The organism is Thalassospira xianhensis MCCC 1A02616, assembly GCF_003326475.1.
Taxonomy (GTDB): Bacteria; Pseudomonadota; Alphaproteobacteria; order Rhodospirillales; family Thalassospiraceae; genus Thalassospira; species Thalassospira xianhensis.
Map to the genome: position 1 here is coordinate 111,280 of NZ_JPWA01000003.1, position 14,247 is coordinate 125,526.

At 49.1% G+C, this 14,247-nt stretch carries 9 protein-coding genes; 5 read left to right on the forward strand and 4 right to left on the reverse strand.

Going from position 1 to position 14,247, the window contains the following annotated elements:
• Positions 1–42 precede the first annotated feature (42 nt).
• Together TH5_RS25445 and TH5_RS04235 are read left to right on the forward strand one after the other, a co-directional pair.
• On the forward strand, positions 43–216 hold the full coding sequence (locus tag TH5_RS25445; protein ID WP_156484629.1) for a hypothetical protein: 174 nt from the start codon (positions 43–45) through the stop codon (positions 214–216).
• A gap of 199 nt (positions 217–415) precedes the next feature.
• A complete protein-coding gene (locus TH5_RS04235; RefSeq protein ID WP_114120820.1) occupies positions 416–1,894 on the forward strand; it encodes a Fic family protein in 1,479 nt (492 codons plus the stop codon).
• Positions 1,895–2,126: 232 nt separating this feature from the next.
• Here the strand turns inward: TH5_RS04235 and TH5_RS04240 are convergent, their stop codons facing one another.
• Positions 2,127–2,417, reverse strand: a complete 291-nt coding sequence (locus TH5_RS04240) for a type II toxin-antitoxin system TacA family antitoxin (protein WP_062960312.1) — start codon at positions 2,415–2,417, stop codon at positions 2,127–2,129.
• A gap of 614 nt (positions 2,418–3,031) precedes the next feature.
• Here TH5_RS04240 and TH5_RS04245 point away from each other — a divergent pair.
• Genes TH5_RS04245 through TH5_RS04255 form a run of 3 tightly spaced genes read left to right on the forward strand, consistent with a single transcriptional unit; the run spans position 3,032 to position 11,680 of the window.
• Entirely contained in the window at positions 3,032–4,762 is a 1,731-nt protein-coding gene (locus TH5_RS04245; protein WP_114120821.1) for a ShlB/FhaC/HecB family hemolysin secretion/activation protein, read from the forward strand.
• 14 nt (positions 4,763–4,776) lie between these two features.
• A complete protein-coding gene (locus tag TH5_RS04250) occupies positions 4,777–11,217 on the forward strand; it encodes a two-partner secretion domain-containing protein (RefSeq protein WP_167443460.1) in 6,441 nt (2,146 codons plus the stop codon).
• A 1-nt stretch (position 11,218) separates the two neighbouring features.
• Complete coding sequence (locus tag TH5_RS04255) at positions 11,219–11,680, forward strand: tetratricopeptide repeat protein (protein WP_114120823.1); 462 nt, start codon at positions 11,219–11,221, stop codon at positions 11,678–11,680.
• Positions 11,681–11,912: 232 nt separating this feature from the next.
• Here the strand turns inward: TH5_RS04255 and TH5_RS04260 are convergent, their stop codons facing one another.
• The 3 genes from TH5_RS04260 to TH5_RS04265 all read right to left on the reverse strand — a co-directional run bounded on the left by TH5_RS04260 (position 11,913) and on the right by TH5_RS04265 (position 14,215).
• Entirely contained in the window at positions 11,913–12,173 is a 261-nt protein-coding gene (locus TH5_RS04260) for a type II toxin-antitoxin system Phd/YefM family antitoxin (RefSeq protein ID WP_147250050.1), read from the reverse strand.
• Between the two features lie 236 nt (positions 12,174–12,409).
• Positions 12,410–12,637 (reverse strand): hypothetical protein, encoded by a 228-nt coding sequence (locus tag TH5_RS25270; RefSeq protein WP_147250051.1) that lies wholly within the window; start codon positions 12,635–12,637, stop codon positions 12,410–12,412.
• Between the two features lie 309 nt (positions 12,638–12,946).
• Entirely contained in the window at positions 12,947–14,215 is a 1,269-nt protein-coding gene (locus tag TH5_RS04265; RefSeq protein ID WP_114120825.1) for a C40 family peptidase, read from the reverse strand.
• Positions 14,216–14,247: the final 32 nt, after the last annotated feature.

The following is a 14,247-nucleotide window of genomic DNA, read 5'->3' on the forward strand; positions in this document are numbered from 1 at the left end:
TTCTTGGGGAGTGGTTTGTTCCAATCCAGGGAGAATATGATGATGAACAAGCATCAGGAGTTGCGGACGCGCTTGATCAAGCTCGTCGAGGATTTTGAGATGGTCAAAACAGGCAACGAAGAATATCGCGAAACCTATCTCTATCTGAGTACGGCCAGCAAGGCATTCAGATCTTTGGATGACGTGGGCGCGGTCAGACCAGACAAGCGTTTATAACAATTTATTAGGTTAGGGCACGGGCATCTTCGGGGAATGGGGCATTGCTCCATTCCCATTTGTATTTTTGGGTATGTTTGTTGTCATCGATTGATGAGGTTTGTGTTAATCATCAATATGTCTATTTAAATCTATCTTAAATATTAGTTTGTCCACAAAACTCCAGCCTCCCACAAGCTTATTGGCGGGATTGTCGCATATGCAGTCGTTGAAAAAATTGCCTGAGATATTCGCGACGTCGCCGTCGTCTCGTAAAATGATATCCAATGCGCTGAAGGCGCACAGAGTGAGACGGCTGGCGCGCGGGCTCTACACCAAGAATCTTGATGAACCGCTCGAAGACTATGTGCGTCGCCATCTTTGGGAAATCGTAGCGAAACTCTATGAAGAGCCCCTTCTTGACGGGCGCACTGCCCTGCAGCATGGGCTCGCCAATGATGGATGCATCTTTGTCATCACGTCAAAGGACCGTGACACTGCTCTCCCTGGTTTGACCATTTATGCTCGCCGGGGACATCAGCCGCTCTCAGACGACACCAGAACCAGCAACGGCATATATATCCCGAGCCCGGCACGCGCTCTGATCGAAAATATGGTTCCGTCCCGCGCCTCTTCACGGCGTATTGCGCGAACATATAGCCAGGATGAAATCGAAGCGTATCTCGAGGCCTATCTGGGGCGTTATGGAGAAGACGGACTAACCCGGTTGCGCGATCAGGTGCGGTCGGTCGGACAGCAATTGGCAATGACAGAGGACGCTGAAAAGCTTGATCAGATCATTGGTGCCCTGCTCGTTGAAAATAATGCTCTTCCAGAAGTTGCCGGGCGAACAGACAGGGGCAAATTGCGGATTGATGCTGATCGTGTGGTTCTGTTTGAAAAGCTGTTTAAGGTATTGCACGAATTCATTCCCGCAGATCGCCCGGTCTCTGCCATAAAACCAGCCAGCAATGAGCTCAGTGCGTTCTATGAGGCTTACTTTTCCAATTTCATTGAGGGGATCAAATTCGATATCGACGAAGCACGCGACATCGTCTTTGCAAACAAATTTCCCGAGGGGCACCGAGAGGATGCTCAGGATCTTATCGGGACATGGCAGGTAATTTCCGATGCAGCAGGCATGTCTGCTTATCCAGCGAACTTTGATGCCTTTCTTCGCCAGTTGCGAACAGATCATGCCAGTGTCATGCAGGGGCGTTCGGGCAAGAACCCTGGTGTATTCAAGGCCAAAGCTAACATGGCAGGAGGTTATGAATTTGTGTCTCCGGAAAAGGTGGCCGGCACCCTGAAAGAGGGATTTGCCATGCTGAGCCAGCTCAAGGGTGGGTTTAGGCGTGGTGTCTTTGCGATGTTCCTGATCAGCGAGGTGCATCCCTTTGACGATGGTAATGGGCGGGTAGCGCGCATTGCCATGAACAGGGAATTGTCGGCGGCCAATCAAGCGCGGATCATTATCCCTACAGTATGCCGGGATACCTATCTCGCTGCTTTGAGAAGCATGTCACGGATGGGGAATGCGACGGCGCTGATCCGTATGCTTGATTTTGCACAGCTTTGGACATTTGAGGTGTTGTGGCAGGATTGGGCTGAAACGCGCAGCATTCTTGAGGCGTGTCACGCGTTTCTGGAACCGGATGAGGCGAATGAACGCTATCTGCGCCTTGAGCGACCGCGATAGGTCCGTTGTGCGTATTCTTGGATGGGTTCCCTCCTAATTCAAGCTTGAGGGTGCGGTAAAGTCACGTTCCGCGGACTAGATGATTTTCTGTCCGACACGAGGGGACGTTTCCAGCCATTCACTGTCCGTGTTTGCTTCCGTCAGTGCTTCTGGATCCGTGGAGGCCAGAAGTTCGTCCAGCGTTAAGTCATCATCTCGTTTGGAAATTTTACAGCGATACATCTCGGTGCTCTCACTGCTCAAATACTGTTTTCTTCCCAAATAAGGTGCGTAAAGCCGGAGTTGGCGCGGCCGGACGATCAAGGGCCGCGTAAAAGGCCTCAACCGCGTCCGGATGCAATGTGAATTCGGTGCGGTCTGCAAGGTCTGACTTGGCCTGGCGCACGGCGGAGCGGATCAGATAGTCAGAGATGCTTGCGGCTTTTGAGAGTTTGGTTGCTCTGCGGATGAGTCTTTCGTCATCCGGGCAGACCCTGATCGAAAGCCGGCCGGTCAATTGCTCCTCGCTGGCTGCAGAATTCATCGGTTTGCTCCGAGTTCAAGCTGGGTGAGAATCGCTGAAGCTCAACCTTCTGAGGCGATCCTACCATTTGCAGCACTTAATGACAATTTTCATGCTGAGAGAGATAGTGGCTGTGCGAGGCGCGTAAGTCGAGTTTTCCGGTAAAATGAAAACCATCAGAAAAGATCGCTCACTATACTGGCCGATATGGCGGGCCAACGGAGATCTATATTACCTTTGGTAAATCATAACTGCTGCAAAGTCTAAAAAGTGTACAGTAACATCATCAACCAAAATGATTGATATTAAAAATATAAATAAACTATAGGTGCAAAAATCAGTGACAAATCTAAAATTAAATCTGAAATAATATCCAAATGGATAAACTATAAAACATTCAACTAAAAAATCTTATGTTAGCTGATATTGCTGGGATAACGCGTAATCCACAACAACACAAGAAGCTTACTTGAGATATTTTCACCGATTATACCCGCACTAAAGAATAGTCTTCCTAACCAACGGAGAGCTTGCCAGCTGTATCAGCAGCGATTAACCGTAAGTATCTCTTGGGACATGGTTACATTGTGCATCAAAAACAAAATTAAGCACGATTTTGAAACGCCTAGTCCAACATGCTCCTATCAGCCATACGTTTAATTTGGCTCTGTTCTTTTGTTTTGATTGTGCCAAGCCTTGCTGATGCTGCGCCGGATGCAGATGAGCAGCAGCGTATCATTCGTCAACAGCAACAGTTGCAGAGACAGAACGAGGAACGCAGACAGGAGCAGGAGCGCCTCTTAAGAGAAGTTGATCCCCCTAATCAACAGCGTCCTGCAATAGTGGATCCTGAAACTTCGGCTTCAGGAAAGTCATGCATTCTTTTGGAGAGCTTCCAGATAACAGGCGCACCAGAAGGTATGGACTCTCGACTTCGTGTCGGAGATTTCCCTTCCTGCAAAACGTTAACTGAAATCGATGCAATTTTAGAAGAGATTACGGCTTCTCTGATTGATCAGGGACTTGTGACAAGCCGTGCCTACCTTGTGCCGGAAGACTTAAACAAAAAGATACTCCACATAAACATCATTGTAGGCATTCTCGAAGATGTCCGGGTCAACCACCCTGATAAAGATTTGAATGCAAACCTTCTTTTGCCTGGGAAAGAAGGTCAAACGCTGAATTTGCGTGATATCGAACAAGCTATTGATCAGATTAATCGCCTTCCTTCTTATCAGGCAAAATCCGAACTTGTTCCCGGCAAGGATGTTGGCGGGAGTGTCCTTGTAATCAATAGTGAAAGCGATTTTCCCCTCAAAGGAAATCTGACTGTAGATAACAGTGGTCAGGAATCCACTGGCGAGCGTCAGGCAAGTTTCCGCGGTACGGCAGACAATATTCTGGGGCTCTATGACGGCTGGTACGTCAATGCGACCAAGGATATTGAACCTTCTCAGCCAGGTGCCAAAAGTGAAAGTCTGTTCTTAAACTTCTCCGTTCCCTACGGCTATTGGACGGCACGATGGAGCAGTAGCTACTTCGAGTACGAAGCCTTGGCAGAGAGCATTACTCAGGATTTTCACCTGAGTGGGAACAGTCAGACACACAGTCTGGAACTAAATCGTGTCGTCCATCGTGACCAGACCAGTAAAACCCTCCTTTCCGGAATCCTCAGCTTCAAAAACAGTCGAAATTATATCGAAGATGTTTATCAACAAAACCAAAGCAGGAAGCTTTCGGTAGCATCAATGGGGCTGCAGCACAGTCGCAGGCTTTGGGGTGGGGTCGCCAATGCAGCGGTTTCTTTTGAGCGTGGATTGAAACTTCTGGGTGCGCTTGATGACGACACCGTAGAGAGTTCGGACAGAAATCCCCCAAAGGCGCAGTTTCGCAAATATTCCGGCAATGTCGGTTACTATAGACCATTCAATATAGAAGATTATGAACTGGCATTTAGCAGCCAGGCATCGGCACAATGGACGCCAGATACTCTCTATTCAAGCGAGCGCATGAGCCTTGGCGGCCTCTATACGGTGAGAGGTTTTCGCAACGAGAGTATCAGCGGAGACAATGGTCTCTATGTGCGCAACGAGCTCCAATGGACATCACCCAGACTATCGAACGCGGATCTGGATGAGATCATCGGGCGCCCCGTCACGACGTTAGGTTATGACGTGGGCTGGATAAAGGATGATCCCTACGACCCCCTGGAAGGCGGTCGTGTCACAGGCCTAAGCCTTGGTCTGGAAATCAACAAATACCCGATAAGTGTCAAAGCCGTTTGGGAGAGAGCCTTGGACTCTCCCTCCTACATTACTCCTGAAAAGAATGTGTTCTTTTTCAGCCTTGGCTACAGCTTTGGATGAGGCCCGACCGGACAATGCTTAGAATCAAACAGTTCATCATATCACTCTCCGTCCTCTCGGTTCTCTTTAACCAACTGGCACCTGCCTATGCCGATGTGATTGTGGATACAGCTGCTCCGTCGAACCATCAGGCTTCCATGGATACGGCACCAAACGGTGTCCCCGTCGTCAATATTACGACGCCGGACGGGAACGGCCTTTCACACAACAAATTCAAAACGTTTGATGTCGACCATAATGGCGTGGTCCTGAACAACAGCGCTGTTGTTGGTCAATCCCAATTAGGCGGCCATGTCTTTGGCAATCCCAATTTAACCTTGGGGAATGAAGCAAAGACTATCCTGGGGGAGGTCACCAGCGGCAACTCATCATCCATCATGGGGATGATCGAAGTTTTAGGCCCAAGCGCGAATTTCATTTTAAGTAATAATAACGGCATTACCTGTAACGGTTGCGGTTTCATCAATATTCCGCGTGCGACCTTCACCACCGGTAATCCGGTTTTTAACGACGGGAAGCTTTATGGTTTCTCGGTGGACAAGGGGCGTATCAGCATTGAGGGAGATGGTGCTAACGCGGAAGATAGCAGTTATTTTGATATTATCGCCCGGGCTGCGGATATTAATGCGGCTGTTCATGGACAAGAAATATCGGTTATCGCCGGGCGTAACGACGTCGCCTTTGGGAATGGAACCATTACGCCCAAGGCAGATAACGGCACCAGCAAGCCAGGCTTTGCAATCGATAGCCAAGCTCTAGGCGGCATGTATGGCAACAGGATTTCCCTGATTGGGACCGAGTCAGGGGTGGGTGTTCGCGCCCCCACCAACATGGTGTCTGATACGGGCGATATCGTCATTAATGCAGACGGAACGGTAACCACCGGAAAAATCACCTCGGCTGCGAATGTGAATATCGCGTCACAAGAAAATGTTGTGATCGATGAGAAGCTCTATGCTGCCCAGGATGCCTCCGTTACGGCACAGCAAGATGTTGTGATCAATGAAGGTCAACAACTGTCATCAGCTCGGTCGATCGACGTTAACGCCCGGAATCTAACGCTCGAACAAGAAAGCAGCATTACCGCCGGCCTGGATGAAAGCGGCAATAGCAACGGAGCAGGCTCGCTTGCAGCAGACCTTTCCGAAAGCCTTGAGGTCAAGTCAGACAGCCTGCTTTATGCAAGCAAAGAAATCGTAGCGGAAGCCCGGGATATTGTTGTTTCGGGTTTTGTTGATGCTGATCAGGATGTCAACCTGCATACCAGCAGAGACATCATCAACAATAACGTGATTTCAGCTGATAGCGGTACCGTCCATCTCAGTGCAGACGGCGAGATTACGAACAACAAAATCATTTCATCGGATAATGGTGCGGTCGCCCTGACGGCGCAGGGTGATATTCTGAATAACACCGATGCGTCTATTTCCTCGTGGGAAGAGCTGGAACTGGAATCAGACAGCAGGATCGACAATGCAGGAAAAATTCTTGCTCAAAGTTCGATAAGTGCCAGTGCGAAGGCTGGGTTTTCTAACACCGGTACTATTTCTGCGTTGGGTGACGTAAATCTAAAATCAGAACAGACGATTACCAATTCGAACACATTGGTTTCCGGCGCAGATATACTTATCAAGTCCGATAAATTACTGAACAATCAGGGCTTTATTGGGTCGAAACAAAACATTGTTCTGGAAGGTGTGGGTGCCTCAGGCACAAAAGCCACGCTTATCCGCAATACAGGCGGTAAAATCGAGACAATACAGGGCGATATAACTTTTCGTGCTGATAACGTAGAAAATACAAGCACAGCAACCATTACATCGTCACGAGAGACGCGACGCTATAATTTCTGGAAAGGTGAGCAGGCTACAACTTTGCTCGACCGCGGTTATGGCTTTTTCTCCAACTATACAAGCTATGGAGGGTACGATCAGTTCTGGGATAGCGGTTCTGTCGGTTATGTTCTCGTTCCTAACCCAGACTATCTGCCAGCCGGTGTCACGTCCTGGACAGATCTGACAGGGGATGGATGGAAAAGCTATGTTCCATCCAGTACTAGCGCCCCCTTCAGTCTGGAAAACTGGACTCTCTACATCCCCGACGAAGCCCAAGCTCCGCCTTCCGGCGGCCAAATGATCCTCTATATCGATACTGACTCATTGCAAGGCGAGCATAATCCGGCGTCGATCGTTTCGGGCCATGACATTGTCTTTGATGTCACAAACACCCTGACCAACAATATCAGCTCAATCAGCGCAGCTAACGACCTCGATATCAGTGGCACAAATCTGGTCAACCAGGGGCTGGATATTAAAGAACGCATGTCCATGGGGACATCCTACAACAATACTGAAGGTATTCGTGTCGCCGGATGGGCACGAACCGGCATGCTGTTCCGAACGGGAACAGGCAGTACGCTGTTCTCCACCAAAATTATCGACAGCATCCCTTCCACTATTTCGGCAGGTGGCAATATCACGGGAAATCTGGCGGGCAGCGTTTCCAATAGTGATGATTTGCCCCAAGGTGCGGGCAGCGATACGCAAAATAACCTGAACGGCAATTTCCCGTTCAGCCATTCAAGTACGACAATTGTCAATGTCGAGCGCCCGGCAAGTCTATTGCCGGGAGAGTTGGCCGAAAGTCGGGAAAATCTGCTTTCGCCCGACAGGCTTGGTTTCTTTCTACAGGCACCGGAGAGTTCTCCCTATCTCTATGAGACAAATCCGATCTTCGCCGATCCCGGACTTTTCTATGGCTCGGAATACTTCCTGTCCCGTCTGGGCATTGATGATTCAGAAGCTCTGCCGAAGCGATTGGGGGACGCCTTCTACGATACGCGGCTTATTCGTGACATTGCTCTGGAACAGGCTGGAACACGCTGGTTGACAGACGGCGCCCTGTCCGATGCCGATATGATGAAACGACTGATCGACAACGCCGCAATAGAAGCAGGCAATCTAGAGTTAACTCCCGGTGTCAGCCTTACCGGTGAACAGATCGCGTCTCTCCAAAATGACATTGTCTGGTATGTCACAGAAATCATCGACGGCGAGGAAGTCCTGGTTCCAAGGCTTTATCTGAGCAACACCAGCAACATCGCCCTCTCCGAACGCGGAGGTAAGATACAGGCGAAAAATATCGATCTTGCCGCGGTCAATATTGTCAATGACGGGTCGATTGTTGCTGCAGATGAATTGAATCTTGGAGCGCTTGGTACCCTTGCCAATATCAGTGGCGTGATTCGAGGCGGTGATGTTGACCTCCAGGGTGGCAACATCGTGAACCTGACTGAAACGACGCGTACTGGAAACGGTGTCGACGCAATCGGCACGATTGTCGGGGAACGAAGCTCCATCTCGGCAAAAAATAATCTTGATCTGACAGCAATGGGGAATATCAGCGTTCTGGGTGCAGATGTCACATCAGATGGTTCTGCTTCAATCGTGGCGGGTGGCGATGTTGTTGTCAGTTCCGCCGAAGCACAACACCGGCATCATTTTACCTATTCCAAGGGCTCTATCAAAACAGACCGGACCATAAATATTGGCTCCAGCATAAGTGCCGGAGAAGATCTTTCTATTGTGTCTGGCAATGATACTACCATCGCGGGATCTTCGGTTTCCGCAGGTCAAGACGCTGACATTGCTGCAGGCGGAGACCTTACCGTCACGACGACGGAAGATGTCTATCAGTATGAATCCAAACGCAGTAGCAAGTCTTTCTTCAGTTCATCCAAGACCGAAGAAACCGGTTTTGAGCTGACAAACAATATAGCCGAGGTTTCGGCAGGCGGAAATCTGACTCTGACATCGCAAGAAGGAGATCTTACGCTTCGTGCAGCCAAGCTTGATAGCGGAGGTGAAACCCGTCTGGTAGCAGATGAGGGAAATATCGCACTTCTCTCGGCAAACGATATTGATCAAAAGAGCGTCACGCACGAAGGCTCCAGCATTGTCTGGTTCAGCACCAAAGACAGGGGCCATCATCACGAAACGGTGGTCATGACGGAAATCACCGCTGATGGCGGATTGGTGATCAATGCGGGCAATGGTGTTGTGGTTGAATATCGCGATACCGGAAATCTTGAGGATTCCGTTACCGCTCTCGCCGCAACGCCGGGGCTGGAGTGGATGGGCGAGATGATGGAACGGGATGACGCCACTTGGCATGCCGTTCAGGAAGTCCACAAAAACTGGGATTACAAAGCTCAGGGCCTGAGTGGTGCTGGGGCAGCCATCATTGCGATTGCCGTTGCCATCGTGACAATGGGGACCGGTGCTGCTGCTGCGATTGCCGCTGCGGCCCAATCAGCCGCTGCCGGGGCGGGAGCAGGTGCAGCTGTGGCAGCAGGAGTTGGTGCAGCTGCCAGTGCAGGATTCACAGCGCTGGCGGCGCGAGCCACGATCTCGTTGATCAACAATCAGGGAGATTTGGGTGCCGTTCTCAAGGAGCTTGGTTCCTCAGATTCGCTTCGCTCGCTTGCAACCGCAATGGTAACCGCCGGAGTGGCTGTAGGAATGGCCGGTGAATTGGGAATTGATCTCCGTGTCAGTGCCGAAATCGGTGACCAGGTTGCCTATCAGACTATCAGAACGCTTAGCGATACGGTTGCGCAAACAGCAATCAACGGAGGGGAACTTGCCGATAATCTCAAATTCAATATTGTCGGTGCCATCGCCAACGTTGCTTCGGCACAGTTGGCAAAAACCATCGGTGATTTCGCGGTATCTGAATCAATTGACGAAGGCGATATTCGTAAAGTGGTCCTGCATGCTGTCGCTGGGTGCGGGATCGGGCAGTTATCAAGCCAGAACTGTGCTGCTGGAGCAATTGGGGCCGGGCTACAAGAAATTCTCGGAGATAAACTGGGCAGCACAACTGACGAAACTGGTATGCAAGCCGAATTGACCGGTCTTGTAGCCGGATTGGCTGTCGCGTTGTCAGGAGGCGATGCCGACGCGGTTAATACGGCTGCATTCACAGCACGGCAAGCGGCGACTTACAATCGTCAACTCCATACCGATGAAATCGTGACGATTGAACAGAAAGCCAAGGAGCTTGCTGGTCAGGAAGGAATGACCGAGGCTGAATGGCTGGAAGTTCTTGGGATTGAAGCTCTGAGCCGTGTCGATGCTGACAAACAGGCAGGGTTGCCGCCGTCTGGCAATGAAGCAATCGCAGAGGTAGTGGCACAAGCTTTTAATGAAATGATTGCTGAGCACGGCGCTTCCTTTGTCGACAGCCTCGGCAACCAGCTCAACTTTTTGCAAAAGGACGATCACTTTAACAACTCAGCACTTTTCGCGCGAGAAATCACACAAAACCGGGACTTCTACGACACTGTTCTGGCGGACTATACTCCAACGGGAGCCGAGGCGCTTAAAGGTGTCGTTCGCCCGTCAACGCTGGCCCTGGCTGACGCGCTGCAATACAGCAAGTACAGGGAGATTGGAGGAGGCGGATTTTGGGATAGCCAGACACCTCGTGAACAGGAGGTTGCCCGGATTCTGGAGTTGACTGCTACAACTCAGCAGGCCGCTCAGGTTTATTCGGAAATTCGAGATAATCTGTCATCGGTAGAGACCCAGCTTGGTAACCCTGCCCTTTCGGAAACACAACGTGTAGAACTGACAGCCCAAAAAACCCAGTTGCAGCAATTGCAATGGGGGCTGGAGTCAACGGCAACTTCCATAGCATCAGGCATCAACCGGATTGCACTTTCAGGTGCCAATGAAGGTCGGGCTAAATTCATAGTTGAAGGGGCACAAGCCCTGACGCAATTTGTTAATGATGCGTTTATGGCTCCCTTGGGTGATAGTGCGGCTCAACTGCGAAACCAGGAACGGGTTGAGGGTTTCGTCGATCTGATGGCTCATATCGATGAATTGCCCGACACGATTGTGAGCGGTCTGCAGGAGAAGTTTCAGCAGGCGAATGCACTCTATGCAGAAGGCAATGTTCGTGAGGGTTCGCGAGTCTTTGGTGAAGCCCAGGCCGAGCTTGTCGGTTACGCAAGTGGAGTGGGTACTGCTGCGGGTACTCTTTCGGCAAAAACATTGCAGGCAGTGGCGAAACTTGCTCAAAGCCCTGATCTGGCCATTTTGTTAAAGTCGGCAACGCCAAACACTAAAGGTTTATGGTCGAAATCGGACTCAGGTTCCATCGTTGACAATGCATCAGGTGAAGTCTTTGAGGTAAAATCAAACCTTGATGATTTTGTTATTACAACGAATGTCGATGGAAAAGTTTATGTGTTCGGTAAAGACCCTTTATCGGGAGCGTCCTCAGATACCATGGATACAAAATGGGATGAGGAACAGTTTTATGAACAGTTACAGACTGCAGAAAATTTTAAAGCTAGTACCACTAACCCTCACCTGAAAACAAAGTGGCAGAAGGTTACTAATGCAATGTTCAAAGCAATGGAATTACTAGATAATATGGATGGGTAATATGAGCTTTATATCAAGGTTGTTTAAGTCAATGTATATTGCCAGAAAGATTAGTAATTCTTGGGAGGATATGGCAAAAGGAAATGTGGATCGTGCAAATAAAGAAATTGACAAAGCTTTCAAGGTATACAAGAACCCGCTTCCGGATGACCTTGCTTTTGGAGGTTATGTAAGATATCGAGCAAAACGTTTCAAAGATGCTGTTGATTTATATGAGAAGGCATTAATTTCGATAGAGAAATCAACGAAATTAAACCAAGACACAAAAAACTACCTAAAGATTTATATACGCAAGCCAATGGCTGTTAGTCTTGCAATGACTCAAGAAAAAAGTGAATTGTTTGATAATATTGCTAAGGAAGAGATGACTATTAATTTGAAGAATGTTTCAGATAGAATAAAGTCTATACACAGCATGAAAGATTTAGAGAAGGACAGCACCGTCAATTTGATAGGCTCTTAAATTCAAAGGTTTTCGATGAATGCGATGCGATCTGGAACTATAATGAAGAAGTATCCCAATATAGCTAGACAAAACCCTATACTTACATAAAAAAATCGGTTTGAGATATCGGGCTCATTGCCCGGCACAGAAAAACAAGGGCATGAGGAAGGTGCCGTAATCGGCCTTGTTAAGATTGATTTATAATCGATCGTTGTGCATCAAAAAATGATCTCTTCTTGCCACTCTGTTCTCATTCAAACGACTCAGACCGGAACTTGATATCAATCCTCTCAGGGTTGAATGAAACATCGGCTGCCCCTGGACTGTAAAAAAGGGAGGCCAGACTGGGCTCAGACGTGTTCGTAACCAGCTGCTCATAGTCGGCATATGTCAGCAGGACATGAGAGGGTTGGTCATTTGTTGTGATCAAGACCGGGCCTTTTTCCGCAGCCTGTCTGGCCATGGCAAAATTCCGGGCCACTTCTTGGTTTGTAAGTGTGGTTTTCGTCATGCCCTGCCTCCTGTAATTGGTCTGGAGTTTTGGGGTTGGTCCTTCACGGGTCAGATTGACCACGGAACGCATTTTGTCCGCGAAGCTGTGTGTAAACAGTGACTAAAGCCAAAACCCGTCGGAGAACGGGTTTTGGCATATGTCTGTCGGGGGGAGGTCGTGACGACCAAACGTTACCAACAGCACAGATTATTAATATCTGCCTCGTTCCGGACACTGTCAAACGACGTTCTCCCTTACCAGTAATATGGCATAGGCAATCGATCAGGCAGCGGAACAAGTGTATTCCAGTCCTCGCCTTTGAGGATATGGCGTAAATATGCGCGCTCGCGGACACGCATGGGGGTGTGGACACGGCGCTTGCGCCACTCCTTGTTGACACCGTTCGGGAAGCGCGGTTGTGGATAGTCGCAATGACGCTCGTCGATCCGCTTTCCCTTCTGTTTACGATAGGTGTGTGACATCAATCATCTCCTAGGTTGAAGGTCTAGAAGATGTCGAGAAGCATATAGAAGAAGCCGGCCGGAGAAGTGGTGTGTGCGAAGCACATACAAACACCCGGTTCGCACAAGGGCGTTCCGGGAGCATTTAGGGTCGCGAGCGCGGAGATGTCAGCTAAATTTTTGAACCACCACTATACGGGCGATGTGGCCGGGAGACAAGGGTTCCGGTGATATCAGGCCGCATGTGACGAGGGCTCATGCAAGTCAGGCGGATCGCCGATTGTTTCGGGGGTGATTTTGTCCGTTAATGACTGTTTCCGGACAAAAGACTCATGTTTCGTTCATAGGCGCGTAGTTTTCGCCGTGCAATCTGCTCCGAATGTCGAGGCAATCGTCACATAGTCGGTAGGTATCAATCCCGCCTTTCGGCCTTTGCTCGGGTGCCAGGCGGTAGTCTTCTGCAGGAGTGTCGCCACAGATGCCACAGACTTCTGTTGTGCTCACTTGTTGGACTACATAGCGTATCTGTTGGGCGGTGACTGGATCCCATTTATCCATCAACTCAAACCAATCAGTCGAGTGTGGCTCTAAGATATGTTCATCATTTTCGGTACCGTGATGATGTGCTAGCCAAGCCTTGGCAACTTCCAAGCGTGTTCGATCAAGTTCGAGAAGGAGATCGTATAGTTCAAACATTTCTTTAAAGTATTCAAGGTCGCGTGATTTGTAGTAGGTGCAATATACCCCTCTGTTAATAAGATACCTGTCGTCTAGGTCTCGATATGAAGTAATAATTATACAGTATTCATGAGTCTTATTTATATTTTTTCTTTTCATCATCAGGTCGAGATCATAATGCCAAGGGTTTTTTATACAGTCATGGCGCCAGATATCCAAATAACCAGAGAGCTTCAGAGCATCAGTCATATACTGGTCATCTGAGGGATTTTGAAAGAGGTGTTCGTCGATGTCATTGGGGGTTTCTATCTTGGTGCTTTTCTGTCTCGCTGATTTCAACAGATCATTGGTCGTTTCGCGCATCAAAGCTGTGGTATCTGAGCTCTTCTTGGCGAAGTTTATTTCTTCTTCTGTCGCTGTACGTATGGCTGTCGGAACGAATTCTAATAGTGATGAGGTCTTCAAATCGTCCGGGCTGCAGTAATCTGGGTTTTCAATCAGATTAATGCCTGCTTTCGCATATGCTTGCGCAACAAGTCTCGAACAGAACTGTTTTTTTGACTTTGTTGTACTTGGTTTGAGCGGGTTCAAACGCGTAACTGCTGCAGCCTGAAAGGTTGCGTAGCTGGTACCAGTCTGCGCGCGCGCATAAGTCAAAATGGAAATCTTTTGAGCATTGGACAAAGGAGTGCGTGGGCGGAGAACATACAAAGTGCAATCGTCGGTGAACAGGTTTCGTTGCGTATTGCTCGTGTGCACGCCATCGCCGGTGGAGTCAATCAGCGCGTGATTTTGCACGTATAACATTGCATGGGAAATATCGCTGTCCGTGTGCTTTCTGACGACCCTACTCGTAAATCCTGAGTCTGAAGTGAGGACAATGTCGCATGGCTCCATGACGGTCTCGTCTAGCTTTCTCATCAACTGTCCCCTAGGTGAACGCTCTCATAGAT